General features: G+C 44.7%; 18 protein-coding genes. All 18 read right to left on the bottom strand.

What is annotated here, in order from left to right:
* Positions 1-8: 8 nt before the first annotated feature.
* The gene (locus BLV90_RS07580; protein WP_091738713.1) at positions 9-641 is read right to left on the bottom strand and encodes a cytochrome c oxidase subunit 3; all 633 of its coding nucleotides are present in this window, start codon (positions 639-641) and stop codon (positions 9-11) included.
* Positions 641-2,497, bottom strand: coding sequence for a cytochrome c oxidase subunit I (ctaD, locus tag BLV90_RS07575; RefSeq protein ID WP_091738915.1), 1,857 nt, complete (start codon positions 2,495-2,497; stop codon positions 641-643). Before ctaD (BLV90_RS07575) ends, BLV90_RS07580 begins: the two co-directional genes overlap by 1 nt.
* 70 nt (positions 2,498-2,567) lie before the next feature.
* The gene (gene coxB, locus BLV90_RS07570) at positions 2,568-3,596 is read right to left on the bottom strand and encodes a cytochrome c oxidase subunit II (protein ID WP_091738912.1); all 1,029 of its coding nucleotides are present in this window, start codon (positions 3,594-3,596) and stop codon (positions 2,568-2,570) included.
* A gap of 45 nt (positions 3,597-3,641) precedes the next feature.
* Entirely contained in the window at positions 3,642-4,580 is a 939-nt protein-coding gene (cyoE, locus tag BLV90_RS07565) for a heme o synthase (RefSeq protein ID WP_091738711.1), read from the bottom strand.
* A gap of 316 nt (positions 4,581-4,896) precedes the next feature.
* Entirely contained in the window at positions 4,897-5,802 is a 906-nt protein-coding gene (locus tag BLV90_RS07560) for a cytochrome c oxidase assembly protein (protein WP_245726292.1), read from the bottom strand.
* A gap of 87 nt (positions 5,803-5,889) precedes the next feature.
* Positions 5,890-6,195, bottom strand: a complete 306-nt coding sequence (locus tag BLV90_RS07555; protein ID WP_091738707.1) for a cytochrome C oxidase subunit IV family protein — start codon at positions 6,193-6,195, stop codon at positions 5,890-5,892.
* 3 nt (positions 6,196-6,198) lie between these two features.
* A complete protein-coding gene (locus tag BLV90_RS07550) occupies positions 6,199-6,828 on the bottom strand; it encodes a cytochrome (ubi)quinol oxidase subunit III (RefSeq protein ID WP_091738705.1) in 630 nt (209 codons plus the stop codon).
* A gap of 6 nt (positions 6,829-6,834) precedes the next feature.
* Complete coding sequence (gene ctaD / locus BLV90_RS07545; protein WP_091738909.1) at positions 6,835-8,676, bottom strand: cytochrome c oxidase subunit I; 1,842 nt, start codon at positions 8,674-8,676, stop codon at positions 6,835-6,837.
* Positions 8,677-8,818: 142 nt separating this feature from the next.
* The gene (gene coxB / locus BLV90_RS07540; RefSeq protein ID WP_091738703.1) at positions 8,819-9,844 is read right to left on the bottom strand and encodes a cytochrome c oxidase subunit II; all 1,026 of its coding nucleotides are present in this window, start codon (positions 9,842-9,844) and stop codon (positions 8,819-8,821) included.
* A 125-nt stretch (positions 9,845-9,969) separates the two neighbouring features.
* A complete protein-coding gene (cyoE, locus tag BLV90_RS07535; RefSeq protein ID WP_245726286.1) occupies positions 9,970-10,905 on the bottom strand; it encodes a heme o synthase in 936 nt (311 codons plus the stop codon).
* 384 nt (positions 10,906-11,289) lie between these two features.
* Entirely contained in the window at positions 11,290-11,709 is a 420-nt protein-coding gene (locus BLV90_RS07530; protein ID WP_177167947.1) for an anti-sigma regulatory factor, read from the bottom strand.
* A 20-nt stretch (positions 11,710-11,729) separates the two neighbouring features.
* Positions 11,730-13,508, bottom strand: coding sequence for an ABC transporter ATP-binding protein (locus BLV90_RS07525; RefSeq protein WP_091738697.1), 1,779 nt, complete (start codon positions 13,506-13,508; stop codon positions 11,730-11,732).
* Between the two features lie 45 nt (positions 13,509-13,553).
* Complete coding sequence (locus BLV90_RS16760; RefSeq protein WP_342707311.1) at positions 13,554-13,634, bottom strand: hypothetical protein; 81 nt, start codon at positions 13,632-13,634, stop codon at positions 13,554-13,556.
* A gap of 13 nt (positions 13,635-13,647) precedes the next feature.
* Entirely contained in the window at positions 13,648-13,770 is a 123-nt protein-coding gene (locus tag BLV90_RS16670; RefSeq protein WP_281242006.1) for a hypothetical protein, read from the bottom strand.
* A 302-nt stretch (positions 13,771-14,072) separates the two neighbouring features.
* Positions 14,073-14,432: an NIPSNAP family protein gene (locus tag BLV90_RS07515; RefSeq protein WP_091738691.1), complete on the bottom strand. Its 360-nt coding sequence runs from the start codon at positions 14,430-14,432 to the stop codon at positions 14,073-14,075.
* Between the two features lie 124 nt (positions 14,433-14,556).
* Positions 14,557-15,336, bottom strand: a complete 780-nt coding sequence (gene codY, locus BLV90_RS07510; RefSeq protein WP_091738689.1) for a GTP-sensing pleiotropic transcriptional regulator CodY — start codon at positions 15,334-15,336, stop codon at positions 14,557-14,559.
* Positions 15,337-15,556: 220 nt separating this feature from the next.
* The gene (gene lepB, locus BLV90_RS07505) at positions 15,557-16,084 is read right to left on the bottom strand and encodes a signal peptidase I (RefSeq protein WP_091738686.1); all 528 of its coding nucleotides are present in this window, start codon (positions 16,082-16,084) and stop codon (positions 15,557-15,559) included.
* A gap of 11 nt (positions 16,085-16,095) precedes the next feature.
* The gene (locus tag BLV90_RS07500; protein WP_177167946.1) at positions 16,096-16,638 is read right to left on the bottom strand and encodes a DUF402 domain-containing protein; all 543 of its coding nucleotides are present in this window, start codon (positions 16,636-16,638) and stop codon (positions 16,096-16,098) included.
* Between the last annotated feature and the right edge of the window lie 45 nt (positions 16,639-16,683).

Genomic DNA, 16,683 nt, shown 5'->3' with positions numbered 1-16,683 from the left:
CCTCCTTCTCATGTCAATCCTGTCGTCATCCCAGCCAGGTATACAACGGTAAAGATAAACACCCACACCAAATCAACAAAGTGCCAATAAAGGCTGGCTACATAAAATTTAGGTGCTGTATGAACCGTTATTCCTTCTCTACGTCCCTGAATGATCAGGCTCAAGATCCAAAAGAAGCCAAACAGCACATGACAACCATGGGTGCCTAACAAAAGATAGAAGCTAGATCCAAAGGCACTTCCTGTAAAGGTGTGCCCTTCGTGAACATATTCTATGAACTCATAGATCTCCAATGTAAGAAAAGCTGCTCCCAGTAAGATCGTTACCAAAAACCAGCCAGTCATGCGCGACGCCTGATTATGGCGCATCGCAGTAATCGCCAATACACTGGTCAGGGAGCTGACCAATAGGATCAGGGTAGAGGATGCCACCAATGGCATTTTAAAAAGTTCAGCCTGGGTAGGCCCACCCATATTGGCTCCTTTTAAGGAGAGATAGGCACCAAAAAGGGTTGCAAATAACGTGGTTTCCGCACAAATGAATAACCAGAAACCAAGTACTTTGTTTTTCCCCTCTAGTGTCGCCCGTTCAGGTTCAGCAGGAATACCCGCCACGGTTCCAGTCGTCTCTTCAATTTTCATTAGATCTCAACTCCCTTCTCACTCGGTTGCGGTTCGATATGGTGACCATGATCCTCTTGAAAGGAACGAATAAAGAGGGTAGCAATGACCACGATCAATCCAATGGCTCCCACCTGAGAACTTTGAAAAACAAATCCAAACCCTGAGACAAATAATCCAAGCGACATCACAAAGGGCAGGTGAGAGTCATTGGGCATATGGATGGGACCAAGGGGCTCTGCGGGCGTCATCTGATCATTACCCTCCATCTTCTCTAGCCACCATGGATCTAATCCCCGAACGAGTGGAAGTTGTGCAAAGTTGTATTCAGGTGGTGGGGATGGAATCGTCCATTCTAGTGAGCGACCATCCCAAGGATCGTTTCCTGCTGCTTTTCCTTTTGTGATGGTCACAAGTACATTGATGATGAAAAAGATCACCCCGATCGTCATCAGAAAAGCGCCGATAGTGGAAAGGAAATTTCCCATTTCTAAGTTATATCCTGGTTGCCAAGTAAACACCCGGCGTGGCATCCCAAACAATCCCAGGAAATGTTGCGGGAAAAATGTCAGGTGCATTCCTAAGAAAAAGGTCCAGAAATTCCACTTGCCTAGCTTCTCATTCAAGAGATAGCCAAACATTTTGGGCCACCAGTAGTAGACCCCAGCCAAAATACCGAAAATCGTTCCACCCAAGATCACGTAGTGAAAGTGAGCGACGACAAAGTAGCTATCATGAAACTGGAAATCTGCTGGGGGAACCGCAAGCATAATCCCTGTCACTCCCCCCATCACAAAGGTGACGATAAATCCCGAGGCGTACAACATCGCAGTAGTAAAGCGAAGTCGGCCTCCCCACATCGTAAAAAGCCAGTTAAATACCTTGATCCCTGTAGGAACCGAGATTGCCATCGTCGTAATAGCAAAGACCGTGTTGGCCACGTCTCCCAATCCCACGGTAAACATGTGATGGAGCCACACCATAAAACCGAGGAATCCGATCAGCACAAGAGCAAAAACCATGGAGTGATAACCGAAAAGACGTTTTTTAGAGAAATTACTGAGCACATCGGAGAAGACACCAAAGGCAGGCAATACGATGATATACACCTCTGGATGGCCAAAAATCCAGAAGATGTGCTCCCAAACCACGACATTCCCTCCATTTATGACCGAGAAGAAGTTACTTCCAAAAAGTCGGTCAAACATCATCATAAATAGGCCTGCTGTCAGCGGTGGGAAAGCAAACAGGATCAATGCTGATGTGACAAAAACTGACCAGGTAAACATCGGGAGTCGTAGATAACTCATCCCTGGTGCACGCATGTTGATAATCGTCACAAGGAAATTAATCCCACTCAACAATGTACCTATCCCGGATATTTGAAGCCCAAGGACATAGTAATTGACACCTGGACCGGGGCTATACTCAGGAAGGGCTAGTGAGGCATAGCTCGTCCACCCTGCATCTGGTGCCCCACCAAAGATCCAGGAAAGATTGAGCAACAATGCCCCAGCAAAATACATCCAGAATCCAAGGGCATTTAAAAAAGGAAAGGCGACATCCCGTGCACCGATTTGAAGGGGCACAGCCGCATTCATCAAGGCAAATAGTAAAGGCATTGCCACTAAAAAGATCATCGTCGTTCCATGCATTGAGAGCATTTGGTTATAGGCATCTCCAACGAGGAACTTCGCATTAGGAAACATCAGCTGAATTCGAATCAATAGGGCCTCTAAACCACCAACAGCGAAGAAAAAACCACCACTGATCAGATACAAAATCCCGATCCGTTTATGGTCCACCGTAGTGATCCATCCCCATATCGATGTTTCCTCCATCCGCTTGACATACCGACTGGTATATCCACCGCTCATTATCCCACCCAAAAACAATGCAAAAACCAGCAAAATAACGATCGTCGTCATGGAGAATTCCCCCTTTCCGTTACTGTGGTCTTCCTTTTAAGCTTTCTAGGTACTTTACCAATGCATCGACTTGCTTTTTCTTTAAATGTCCAAAGGAAGGCATTCGACTTCCTGGTTTCACATTCTGCGGATTTTTTAGCCAAACTCTCAGGTTTTGCGGATTGTTGTCCAACACCCCAGCAATTCGTGTCCGTTCACTAAAGGCCGTCAATTCAGGCCCCGTTGCTCCTAGTATCTTGTAACCTGCATTACGGATTGCGTGACAACCAATACAGTTTTGTCCAACCAATCGCTTCCCTTCAGATGCCAGTACACTTGTTGGTTTAGAAGCTGGCTTTTTCATGGAACGAACCCATTTTTCATACTCTGCTGGCTGATGAGCGATTACCCGAAAATTCATTAAGGCATGGGATGCTCCACATAGTTCCGTACATTTCCCATCATAAGTACCTGGCTTATCTGCCTTGAGCGTCAATCGATTGACCCGCCCGGGTTCCAAATCTCGTTTGCCACCCAGACTTGGCACCCAGAAAGCGTGGATCACATCATGGGATTGCATGACGAACTCGATGGGTTTACCCACCGGAATATGGACTTCATTCGCTGTAGATATTCCATCCTGGGGATAGATAAATTTCCACCAATATTGATACCCCGTGATATTAATTTGGACCGCTTTCTCAGAAGGAGCAGGGCGCTTCTCTAGCTTAAATGTAGTTGTTACAGTGGGAATAGCGAGAATGATGAGCAAGAGGATGGGAATCACTGTCCACAAAATCTCAAGTGTCGTACTCCCTTCGACCTGCTTAGGAATATGTGTATCCCCTGGTCTCTCACGAAAGCGAATCACCACATAGATATATATGGCTGCCACAACGACGGTCACAAAGGTCATAATCCCTGTCGATAAATAGATAAGACCTAACTGGGTCCTTCCTACCTCACCTGATGGATCAACAACGGACAATGAAGGATTCGAACACCCCGACGATAGGAGAAGGCCGACGAACCCTACACATATCAGCATTCTTAACATCAAACGTTTCATCCCAAGGCCCCCTTTCATTCCATCACCCCATTTCATAATGAAGGTCTAACCCCCACCATGAGCGCATGTTATAAAAGCAGCTAACATCCCTACCAGATAGATAAGCGAATACCGAAATAGCAAACGGCTCCACTTCTCCTCCGACCGGATGAAGAATCCAGCAATCGCTAACAAAAGATAGACACTTCCGAGAAGAAGGCTAATTCCTATATAAGCTCCATCCACTGCCCCTACAATTTGAAGAGCTAGGGACGTTGGCAACAAAAGGCTCACGTAGAGAAGAATCTGCATTTTGGTCTCGCTACTTCCTCGGATCACAGGGTACATCGGGATACCTGCTCGCCGATAATCCTCTACGTTTAACATCGCCAGAGCGAAAAAATGAGCCGGCTGCCAAAAGAACAAAATGAGAAAGAGAATCCATCCACCTACGTCAGGAGAACCAGTAGCAGCCACCCAACCAATCAATGGTGGTACTGCCCCAGAAATACCACCTACTACGGTATTCCAAGTGGAGACTCTCTTCAGCCATAGGCTATAAATCACGATGTAAAAGAGAGCCCCCACCCCTCCTAAACCAGCAGCCCAACTGTTGACAAAGAAAGCCAAGATTCCAATACCTAATATGACAGATAAAATACCGAAGATCGCCACCATCATAGGGTGAAGCCTTCCTTGGGGAAGGACACGGGATCGCGTTCGTTCCATCAGTGGATCAATATCTTGATCAATCCAGTTATTGAGCATACAACTCCCACTGACCAGAAGAACAATCCCTACCAATGTCCCTAAAAAGATGGGCAACTGATGTGTTGTGCTTCCCCCTGCTGTCCAAAAACCAACCACACAGGCGAGTGCATTAGAAATGGTAATACGCGGCTTGCTCAACTCTAACCAATCTCGCCACCAACTTCCTACTCGCACATCAGGAAGCGTCATCTCCCAATTGCCATCGGTTCCTTCCCTCGTAAATGCTCCGTTCATAAATGCCCCTCCCTCGCTACCATCCGGTTAGCGAAACCAGTCTCATCTTGGATTACGATTCCAAATTTGGGAAGTAAATATGTAATCACAAGTGTAAAGTCCATAAACTCCCGCAAAAAAAGTATGCTATCCCTGTTGTTAAGGGATAGCATACCGATCATTCATCCGATTTTTTCTTCATGGTTGACGATTCCACAAAAGGTGTTGATTTTTTCATTTCCTGGGAAAGAAATCGACATTCTCCATTCAAAAAACCCCTATAGGATTTTTCCCATAGGAGTTTGTGTAATGAATCTTGTAGAACGCCAAACCTGATTTAGTGATTAAAGGATACCGTTGAACCTTCTTTTTTATTAATTTCCTCACGCTGCTGTTGGCGGCGCGTAGCCAACTCATTCTCATCCTGTTGACGTTGTTTCCTCACCCAACCGAAGAAGGTATATCCAAGTACACTCCCATAAGCCAGCTCTTGGGTGATCTTCATTACGATGCCACCCAGAGCCTGATCTTCAAGTGGAGGCATTATCGCTGTTGTCATTGGCCCTCCCGGAAAGCTTTCATATAAAAGAGTTCCAGAAAAAGCCAGAAAAGCACAGGCTGGAGTGAGAAGGACCCCATCTGCAAAAATATACCCCATTTTTTGCAGAGGACTTAGTCGATCCTCCTCGGGGAGTGGACATACAAGCGGCCACCACATCATAAAGGCACATATCATCAAGATGATGTGTGAAAGTTGCATTAACCACATACTACCCATGATCGTATCGAAAACGACTGGCATGTGATAAATGGAAATCAGCCCGTTAAAGGTGAGCAATGCAATCAATGGATGGGTAAGAATACGTAAAATTCGTTTCCACCGAGGAATGTTCCATAAGCGGCGTAAAAGAGAGGGTGGTGCTCCAATAAGTAGCAAAGGAGGAACGATTAAATACACCAATGACATCTCTGTCATATGAGCGCTAAATAGAAAATGACTAAAGGCACCAATAGGACCCGTCGCTAGATAGTAGATAAGGAGCCCACTAACAAAAACACACCTCTTTACTATCGTCACCTTTTCTCCACTACCCCACCGATTCCGCCATGGACCCACAATGGCGAGATAAAGCAAGATTAAGAGAACAGTTAAGAGCAACATCCCTGGGCTCACAATATCCCAGAAATCAGGAAAAGGTGACCCTCCATGTTGCATAGGTTGTGAATGGTCCATATGATCCATGTTTTTCAATAGTCGTCCCCTCCTCTCCTCAGTAACCGATATAGATATCCCCCCTCCCAAGCGGGAGAGAGGATATCTCCTACATCTTTATGAAATCAACCAAAGAGCGACGGCACAGATAACCCCGATTCCGATACCACTAAAGGTAAAGATGACAGTTAGCCCATTCTTTTTTAGATCAAGATGCATGAATGTGAAAAACTGGAGCAATACCTGAAGCAACGCCAGAATAAGTAGAGCCGGAATCACCATTCCCTCTGGAACGAGACGCATGATTACAATCGCGAAGGAAGCTCCCGTCAATAAGAGCATCCAAACAAAGGAGAGTACATATTTCATACTACTATCCTGTGAGGCAGAGGTGCTTGTATTTTGCTGTACATTAGTCTGCATCGGTTAACCCACCTTCCCCATCAAGTAGACCACGGTAAAGATGAACACCCATACGACATCAACAAAATGCCAGTATAGACTAGCTACAAACAATTTCGGAGTCGTTTCTAGAGTGAGCCCGCGACGTGCTACCTGGATCATCAAGCAAGTGATCCAGGTAATCCCAAACAGTACGTGGGAACCATGGGTACCAATCAACGTGTAAAAGGCTGATCCAAAGGCACTTCCGGTAAATGTATGTCCTTCATGAACATACTCGATAAATTCATAGATTTCCAGTCCAAGAAAAGCGGCTCCCAGAAGTACGGTAATACCAAACCATAACATAACTTTTTTTACATTCTTTTGGTGCATGCCTACTACACCCAATACGCTGGTTAAACTGCTTGTCAAGAGAATGAGAGTGGCTGCTGCCACCATCGGAATTTGAAAGAGCTCCTCGGTAGTTGGCCCATTCATATTAGAACCCTTTAAGGCCAAATAGGTCCCAAACAAACAGGCAAACAAGACGGTCTCTGCACCAATTAAGAGCCAAATACCTAAGATTTTATTGCGCCCCTCCAGAGTTGCTTTTTCTGGATGGGGGGGCAGAGGAGCCGAGGTTTGCGCGTGATTCAGTTCCGCTGAACTCATCGATACCTACGCCCCTTTCTTCGTCGCTTTGATTTCTTCTACTTCAATATGGTAACCGTGATCCGGTTTAAAAGAGCGTACAAACATGGTCACCACTACTACGACGAGTCCTAATACGCCTACCTCAAAGGCTCGGAATACCAAACCTAAACCAGAAATGAAAAAGCCTAGTGACATGATAATCGGTAGAGGAGTATCGTTTGGCATATGGATGTGATCCAACGGTTCTGCTGGTTCCATCTCTTTATTGCCTTCCATTTTTTCATGCCACCAGCAATCTAAAGAACGTACCTGGGGTAGTTGCGCAAAGTTAAAGACTGGGGGAGGAGAAGAAATCGCCCATTCTAAGGTACGCCCATCCCATGGATCATTTCCTGCAACCAGAGAAGTTCGATTACGATAACTTACTACAATATTAGCTACAAAAAGGAGCGCTCCAACCCCCATCATCACTGCGCCCACTGTGCTGATTTGGTTGAAAAGGGTTATGCCATCTTCCTCCTGATACGTAAAATATCGGCGTGGCATGCCAAACAATCCAATGAAATGTTGAATTAAGAAGGTGAGATGGAACCCGATGAAAAAGACCCAGAAGTTCCATTTGCCTAAGGTTTCATTCAATTTGTAACCAAACATTTTTGGCCACCAATAGTAAAGGCCTGACAAAATCCCAAATACCGTACCACCAATGAGTACATAGTGGAAGTGTGCAACTACGAAATAACTATCGTGATATTGAAAATCAGCGGGGGGAAGAGCCAGCATAATCCCCGTCACTCCACCCAGGACAAAGGTGGGAATAAAACCGACGGCATATAGCATGGCAGTAGAATAGGTAATTTTGCCGCCCCACATGGTAAACATCCAGTTAAACACTTTGATACCTGTAGGCACTGCAATCGCCATCGTAGCGATAGCAAAGATGGAGTTAACCATCGGACCCATACCCACTGTGAACATATGGTGAGCCCAAACCATGAACCCTAAAAACCCAATGAGCAAGGTAGCAAAAACCATCGATGTGTAACCAAATAGACGCTTACGAGCAAAGTTGGAGATCACATCAGACATGACGCCAAAGGCTGGCAGAACCACGATGTATACCTCGGGATGACCGAAAATCCAGAATAGATGTTGCCAGATCACAGGATTCCCACCAAGAGCCACTTCAAAGAACTGTGCCCCGAACAAACGATCAAACATCACCAGAAAAAGTCCGGCAGTCAAAGGTGGAAAACCAAATAGGATAAGCGCCGATGCTACAAAACTCGTCCATGTAAAGAGCGGCATCCGCAAAAAGCCCATACCCGGAGCACGCATGTTAATAATCGTAGCAAGGAAGTTAAGACCACCCATCGTGGTTCCAAAACCTGCTATCTGCAGCCCAAGGACATAATAGTCAATCCCTGAACCTGGACTGTATTGATTTAATGCAATGGGCACATAGTTGGTCCACCCAGAATCAGGAGCACCTCCAAATAGCCAGCCCAGATTCATCAAGAGTCCGCCAGCCAGAAATAGCCAGAAACCTAGAGCATTCAGAAAGGGAAATGCAACATCCCGTGCTCCAATCTGTAGAGGGACCGCTACGTTCATTAGAGCAAATAGAAGCGGCATCGCAACAAAGAAAATCATCGTGGTCCCATGCATAGATAATAATTCATTAAAATCACGACCAACGATAAATTGGTTATCAGGGAAGAAGAGCTGGATCCGCATCAACAGTGCTTCAATTCCCCCGAAGATGAAGAAGAATCCTCCACCTATCGCATACAAGATCCCGATTTTCTTATGGTCAACCGTTGTTAACCATTCCCATAGCCAATGAGAACGAAATCGCGAGATCATCTGCTTGTTGTAACCGCCCGTCAAGATCGCCACGATGAACAGAGCAAAGACGAGTAACACAACCAGTGTAGCCAAAAGTTTTCCCTCCGTTCCAATCGGATACAGTGATGCTTTTATTTAAAAAAATCATCACGATCCGTTCTTATTTAAGACTCTTCAGATAGGTCTTTAACGACGATAGATCTTTCTTATTCAAATGGGAAAATCCTGGCATATAAGTGCCTGGTTTAACTTTTTCGGGATTTTTCAGCCAGCGGTCTAAGTTCTTTTCATTATTGTCTAGTAGGCCACCAATCTTATTACGCTTTGCAAAACCAGTAAGGTTAGGGGCTTTATCCCCTTTCATTTTCAACTTTGTACCATCAATCGCATGACAGCTCATACAGTTTTGGGCAAAGACTTTCTTCCCATCTTTTGCCTCAACTGTCTGTGGCTCGGATTTTGGTTTTTGACGCTTTTTCGCCCACTTTTCAAACTCACTCGGCTTTTCAGCTACTACCTGGAAGTTCATGAGCGCATGGGATGCACCACATAGCTCTGCACAGCGACCCTTGTAAATCCCAGGTTTATCCGCATCAATGGGTATTCGGTTGATTCGCCCAGGACTTGCATCCACTTTCCCTGCCAATCCAGGCACCCAAAAAGCATGGACAACATCATCCGAGGTAACTTCTACATATACTTTTTTACCTACCGGGATATGTAACTCCTGTGACGTGCGAATCTTATAGTCAGGATATTCAAACTCCCACCAAAACTGATGTCCAGTCGCTTTTACCCTGATAAAATCCTCGGACGCTGTCTTTGGAGCTTCCTTTGCTTGTGAAAAGGTAGTCATAACTGTAGGAATAGCCAAAATTACTAGTAAAATAATCGGAATCACAATCCAAAGCGTCTCTAACATCAGGCTACCTTCCACTTGCTTGGGAATGGCGTTATCCCCTGGCTTCCGACGGAAGCGCAACAATACGTAAAAGAAAATCGCAAAGACAATCACACAGACAAAAATCATAATATAAACGCTTAAATTAATCAGTTCTAACTGTTCTTTCCCTATCTTACCCTGGGGATCCAACACATTGGACAACGGTTTTTCACAACCAGTCAACAAAAGGGCGAACATAGCGAAAAATAAAAACAATCGCCCAATAGGTTTCCCTCGACTCATACCAGCTTAACCCCACTTTCTCTCATCAGATCGATCAGGCCATATCTATTTTCTATATGAAAACGCCTTCAAGCAAGGGCAAATAAAGCCGAGCGGCAAATGATTCGCCGCTCAGCAATTATTTGTTAGCTTAATAAGGCAGGATCCAGAAACATAGCAACCTGCATCAGTGTTAGATAGAACAGGGAGTAGAGGAAAAGCCTCCGCGCCCAGATTTCTTCCGGTTTCGATCGATACCCATCGAGTGTTAACCAGAGGAATCCAATTCCAAGGGCAACGGCTACTCCAAGGTAGATCCACCCAACCACTCCTGCGGTAAAGAGCAGGATCGATATAGGTATGGTAAAAAGTACAAAAAGGAGCGTCTGTTTTTTCGTTTCAGCAAAACCCTTCACAACAGGAAGCATCGGAATTCCAGCTGTCCGATAATCCTCCGTTTTCATAATCGCAAGTGCGAAGAAATGAGCAGGCTGCCAAAAGAACATAAACAGAAATAAAATCCATGCTGGCCATTCCAACGAGCCAGTCACAGCAGCCCAACCGATCATCGGTGGCACCGCTCCTGAAATGCTACCAACCACCGTATTCCATGTTGTCGTACGCTTCGTCCACGCAGAATAGAAAACCACATAGACAACATAACCGGTGGCTGCTAGGAGAGCTGCAACCGGGTTCACCATTGTCACCAATACAGCTACTCCAAGTAACCCTAGCAGAATCCCAAACCATAGTGCTGTGTGAGGCTGAATCCGTCCGGCTGGAATGGCACGATCCTTCGTTCGCTCCATTTTGGGATCAATATCCCGATCAATGAAGTTATTGACCGCACAACCCCCTGCGATAACTAACGCTGTACCAATAAGTGTCGCCAACAACAGCCCGAAGTTGAATGATTCGTGCCCAGCAAGCCAAAAACCAGTAAACGCCGCCATCAAATTGGAAGCATTGATTCCTGGCTTTGTCAGGATCCAGAAATCACGAATAGTTGCCTTTTCCGCTACTCTGGTTTGGGGTTCGGCGAGAAGGCTACTAGAGGACTGATGGGGCATAGGTTGTTCCACAGTAACCCCTCCTTTCTATGAACCGCTCCAATAAAACTTGGATACTGCCGACAAAACGTCGGATTTCGACAAAAAATGGCGCTAGGAGCCCACTTGTCTCTTTCTGGTAAGAAAAAAGGCTCAGCGTATTTAACTAATACCAACAGCTTCATAACTTCGCTGTCAGAGATATTATTAAATCTAACTATGCAATAGCAGTATCACTTTCAGATACCATTTTAGTTGCTTCCTTCGACAAGCGTCAAGTACACCTAGTAAAGGTTCATAATATGGCTACATACAGTCACCTCTGTAAAAACGTGACTAAACCCTTGTTAATCATGAAAAATACCACCTTTCAAGGTGGTATTTTTAGTAGGGACAAAAAATCTTTAGTAAAAAAGTTCACTCAGAAAACACATCATCGGATTCATCCTTCCATTTTGAAACCGATACATATGTTCCTTTCCCCTCTACTGCACGGATCGAAAATTCATCCATCAGTTCGCGGACTTGTTTTAATCCGTATCCTTCTACTGAAGCAGGTGACTCAGACAGACGCAGAATCTGATCCAAATCATCGATACCAGGCCCAAAATCCCGTACGATAATGTTTATCCCTGATCGGTTCTCCTCTTCGATCAGCTCTACCTGAACTCTACCTTCCTCCGCATGGTGAACCACATTGCTCGCTAGTTCAGAAACGGATTGAACAATGCGTGCTTGGTTTAATTCACTAAATCCATGCTCATTTGCAAGCTTCCTCACTTCTTTGCGAATAGTGACGATATCCCATTCATATTTAATTGGGAAGCTTCGTTTCACCGGCTTTTCCTCCCTAACCATCATCTCTCTGCCGTAGTACCAACTACCTCTTTCTCATTCTCCAGATCTTGAACATTAAACAAACTCGCATACTTGCCGTTAATTTCCATCAATTGTCGATGGGTCCCATTTTCGATGATTCGTCCATCTTCAATGAGACAGATCTGATCAGCATGGGTAATGGTTGACAAGCGATGAGCAACAATCAATGTTGTTCGATTTTCTGCTAAAAGATGGAGAGACTCCTGGATCAATTGTTCCGATTTTAAATCAAGGGCAGAAGTGGCTTCATCCAAAATCAATATAGCTGGATCCTTCAAAAAGACCCGTGCAATAGCTACCCGTTGCTTTTGACCCCCTGAAAGTTTTACACCCCGCTCACCGATCTCCGTATCGTATCCATTTGAAAGTTCCTGGATAAACCCATGGGCATTCGCCGCCTTAGCAGCCCTCTCTACTTCATCCAAAGAGGCCCCTGGTTTTCCCATGCGAATGTTGTCCAATACGCTACCACTAAACAAAATATTATCTTGTAACACCATACCGACTTGAGAGCGAAGGCTAGCTTGAGTCCAGTCCCTTACATCCCTGCCATCTACAAGCACGGCTCCTCCCTGCACATCAAAAAATCGAGGCACCAGTGCAACCAAAGAAGATTTTCCTCCTCCACTCATCCCTACCAAAGCAACGGTTTGTCCTGGCTCTATCGCAAAATCGACTCCCTTTAATACCGCTTCACCATTTTCCTCATACGCAAAGGTAACCTCTTGAAAATCAATAGCGCCACGTGCATCGACCAACTCTTTTGCATTAGAGCGATCCACAATATCGTATTGTTCATCAAAGAGCTCAAATACACGATCCATCGATGCAAGAGATTGTGTCAAGGTTGTGGATGCGTTAACTAAGCGTCGTATCGGTGAATATATAAGGCCAATATATCCGTAAAAAGCGGTCATTTCTCCAATCGTTACTTGGCCCTTAATTACCTGCCACCCTGCAAAGCCAATGAGTAAAAGCGGTGCAATATCAGTAATCGTATTAATCACAGCAAATGTTTTACCATTCCAGCGTGAATGAGCTAATGCCCGATCAAGAAAATGACGATTTCGTTCATGGAAATGCTTCGTTTCGTGCCCTTCTAAGCCAAAGGCACGGATGACAGAGATCCCTTGAATTCGTTCATGTAAATGCCCCTGCATCTCAGCTAACGCTTGAGACCGCTCCCGAGTTAGTCCTCGCAGACGCTGATAAAAAACTTTAACTGCTATTCCATACAAGGGAAAGACCGCCAATGAAATAAGGGTCATCTTCACATCCATCGAGACCATTATCGCAACAGCAATGAAGAGAGTGATCATATCTAACCAAATATTCATCATTCCCGTGACAACAAATTCCTTGGTCTGTTCTACATCATTAATCACCCGCGAGATGATTTGACCCACTCGCTGATTGTTATAAAAACGTAGAGATAGTTTCTGAAGATGATCAAACAAGCGATTGCGAATATCAAATAAAACTCTGCTAGAGGCCCATTGTGCAAAATATTGTCGATAATATTCAATGGGCCATCGCAAGACAGTAAATACAAACAAGGCCCCGATCAATAGCCAAGATAGTTGCTTTAACTTCTCTTCAGCAGCTTGATGAGATAGCAAGACATCATCCACAACAAATTTCAATATAAGCGGCAACAACAGTGGAATGCCAAACTTCAGCACACCTACAATCATGGTAATTATAATTTCTTTTTTATACGGCCGTATAAATACAAGATATCTTCGAATACTGCCCACAGGTCCCATCCTCCGTTAATACAAAAAGTCGAACCCTATACACCATCAAATGAAGCGTGGGAAATGATGCCATTCACATGTGATAATGCAATCCTTTAAGCTTCCTTTATAAAGGGAAAATCCCATATATAGACAGCGATTATCCACCGCATACATTTCCTTCATGAAAAAAGAGAGCAATCCCATGTCTCTTTCCTTTGATCACCTTCGCACCGGCTCCTTCTAACTCTGCTACTGTTCCTCCTGATATCCACTCACTCATCGATCTACCGACCCTTCCTACTTTGAGTATTCCTTCTCTTTCATTGTAGGGGGTTTTCCCTTCCGTGGCCTCCGTATAGGGATGTGTTTTTTTCTCCTTCATCTGTCTTACTTTTAGCCCGACTCACCTAGGACTATCGTCGGAGAAGTCCACCTATTATTCGCAATAAAATCGCTTTTTAGTTTGAGTTTGTTTCATATATTTGCTCACAACCAACAAATTTTACTATTTTCATGCTGCACAACTCGAGGTCCTGCTGAATTCCCCTACCATCAATACAACGGATTTTTTCGTTTCTAGTTTCATTGTTCTCCGAAAAAATCCAAATCTCTTACCGTCTCCACTCCATCTGCTGTTTCATGGATAATAAATTCTTCTTTTACAGTGAGATCATTGAGGTCAAAACCTCGTAGGAGTCCTACCTCCCTGGCTCTCCTTGACAACGGATCCGCAGATACGTGACGTTCGATCTCTTCATAATGGGAAAGGCTTGCATATTGCCAAATCGTTGTTACTTCTCTTCCTGACACATCCAGCCAATATCCAGTCAGTTTCGCCCCGTATTTTACTTGTACGGGATATAAAAACTGATTAAAAAAGCGATGGAAATCATCTACAGTTGGCGGTGATGTAATATGATATACCCGTTTGCGGAATATCATGGAGCTTCTCCTTTCCCTCTGCTCAATCCCCTTTATTTCTTATTTACCCCGATTCACTCCTCATCATGTAATTGAACCTCTCGAAACAAACAAAAAGTGGTCACCGTTCCGGTGACCACATTAATTAACTGCGCGCTTTTTCTAGAGCGGGAAGCAGTTTTTTATTTAAGATCTTGATGTAGGTTCCCTTCATTCCAAGGGAGCGGGATTCCACCACACCCGCACTCTCCAACTTACGGAGTGCATTTACAATAACAGAACGGGTAATTCCTACACGGTCAGCAATTTTACTGGCTACCAGAAGTCCTTCATGCCCTTCCAGTTCGTTAAAGATATGTTCAGCAGCCTCTAACTCACTAAATGAAAGTGAATTGATTGCCAATTGAACAACTGCACGGCTCCTTGCTTCATCTTCAATCTTCCCTGCTCGTTCCCGCAGGATTTCCATCCCTACAACCGTTGCACCATACTCAGCTAAAATCAAGTCATCATCCACAAATTCATCATTGATCCGGGAGAGAACTAGGGTTCCTAGGTGATCTCCACCACCGACGACAGGTACCAATGTTGTGTAACCATGCTTAAACATGTCCCTCATTTCCACAGGATATGCCGTATAAGGGCTGTCCACACTAACATTGAAAGTCGCCTTCTCTACGCCCATGAGCAAGGTTGCGTACTCTTCTGGGAATTGGCGATCTTTTAGGTATTTTTGCATGCGCTCATTTTCAATATCATGATTGGTAGCAAGCCCCAAGATCATACCTTCCGGGCTTACTACATAGATGTTTGCACCGATTACATCACTCAAGGCTTCGGCCACTTGGTCAAAGTCCACGAGATGATGACCAACGTTTTCCTGTAAAATACGTGAAATGCGTCGGGTTTTGTTTAACAGATCCATGAATCAGGTCCCCCCTGGGTTTGTCTTTCTATTCACAAAAACGCACTATAGCAGTTTTCCATCTTATATAAAACTGCCCTTGCGCGATGCATTGGAATTCTGTAGAATTGAACGTTTCCAGCCCCTTAACTATTATGCGCCTGGGACTAAATTCACGCAAAAGGTTTTTGTGAACAGTTTTTGACTCTTTTTATTATTTGCAATTAACTTACCACTAGCTTCAGAAAAAATCTTCCAAAGACGGTCGCCATACAATCCACTCTACCTTGCCTTCAAGAAGCGAGTCAGGCACTTGTCCAACACTGTCGTAGCGGCTATCTCGGCTTGCATACCGATGACGATTGTCTCCCATTACGAAGATGCTGTCTTTCTTGACAACGACTGGGCCATAGTTCCCATCTTCGATCTCCGTATTAATATAGGGTTCTTCTACAAGTTTATCATTACGATAAAGGGACCCGTTTTTTATTTTGATTTTATCACCGGGAATCCCCACCACACGTTTCACAAGATACCGATCATCGTTGGATGGGTCTCTAAAGGTAACGACATTCCCTCGTTCTGGCTGATTAAACATGAAATGAAACTTGTTTATCAGCAAACGGTCCCCATTTTCCAGTGTTGGCTTCATCGAAGTTCCATTAACCACAGAAAGCGCAACACCAAATTGATTGATTACCAACGCGAAAGAAACAGCGAGAAGGACCGTCCTCAGCCAGGAAACATACCGAGGCTTACCTTTCTTCATGTCTCATCACTTCACCCCATTAATTCTTTTTCAAAAGGAAGGTAGCGATGAACCCCCGCCTGGATAAACGATGAAGTAAATGGACCCCTGCCCTCGGAAAAACACTTGTTAAGCTCTGCTTCCGCTTTTTCCACTTGGTTTACAACCTCATCAGGGTAATCCATTTTGCGACGATTTGCCGCAAATTCCTTCCGATCCAGCCACTGGGCACATCCCATTTCATCTACCGCGAGATCAAGGTCATAATCAACATAGACGAGGCACTTTCCCTCGAGTCGACAGGGGGAGGCGATGTTGCAATAATAACGAGGATTTCTTCCATAGCCATTAAATATTACTATGGTATTGTACCAGCGCGTTCTATGAAACTGACAGATTGCTAGACTTTTAGAAATCCACTTTTCCCCACTACCGTCCGTCACGTGAACATCACGATTGGCTAGCAATAAGGGCTCTCCACCTTCTAATACCACCGATCGATCCCAACTACGGTGAAAGCTACCGTCATGTTTATAACTCTCGATGCGAAGAATCTCCCCCGCTCTGACTGCCACATGCTCACCCTCTCTCACGCATTCACATCTATTTCCAATTTTGCC

The organism is Marininema mesophilum (assembly GCF_900106775.1).
Classification (GTDB): domain Bacteria; phylum Bacillota; class Bacilli; order Thermoactinomycetales; family DSM-45169; genus Marininema; species Marininema mesophilum.
This window is presented reverse-complemented; position numbering and strand designations above follow the sequence as displayed.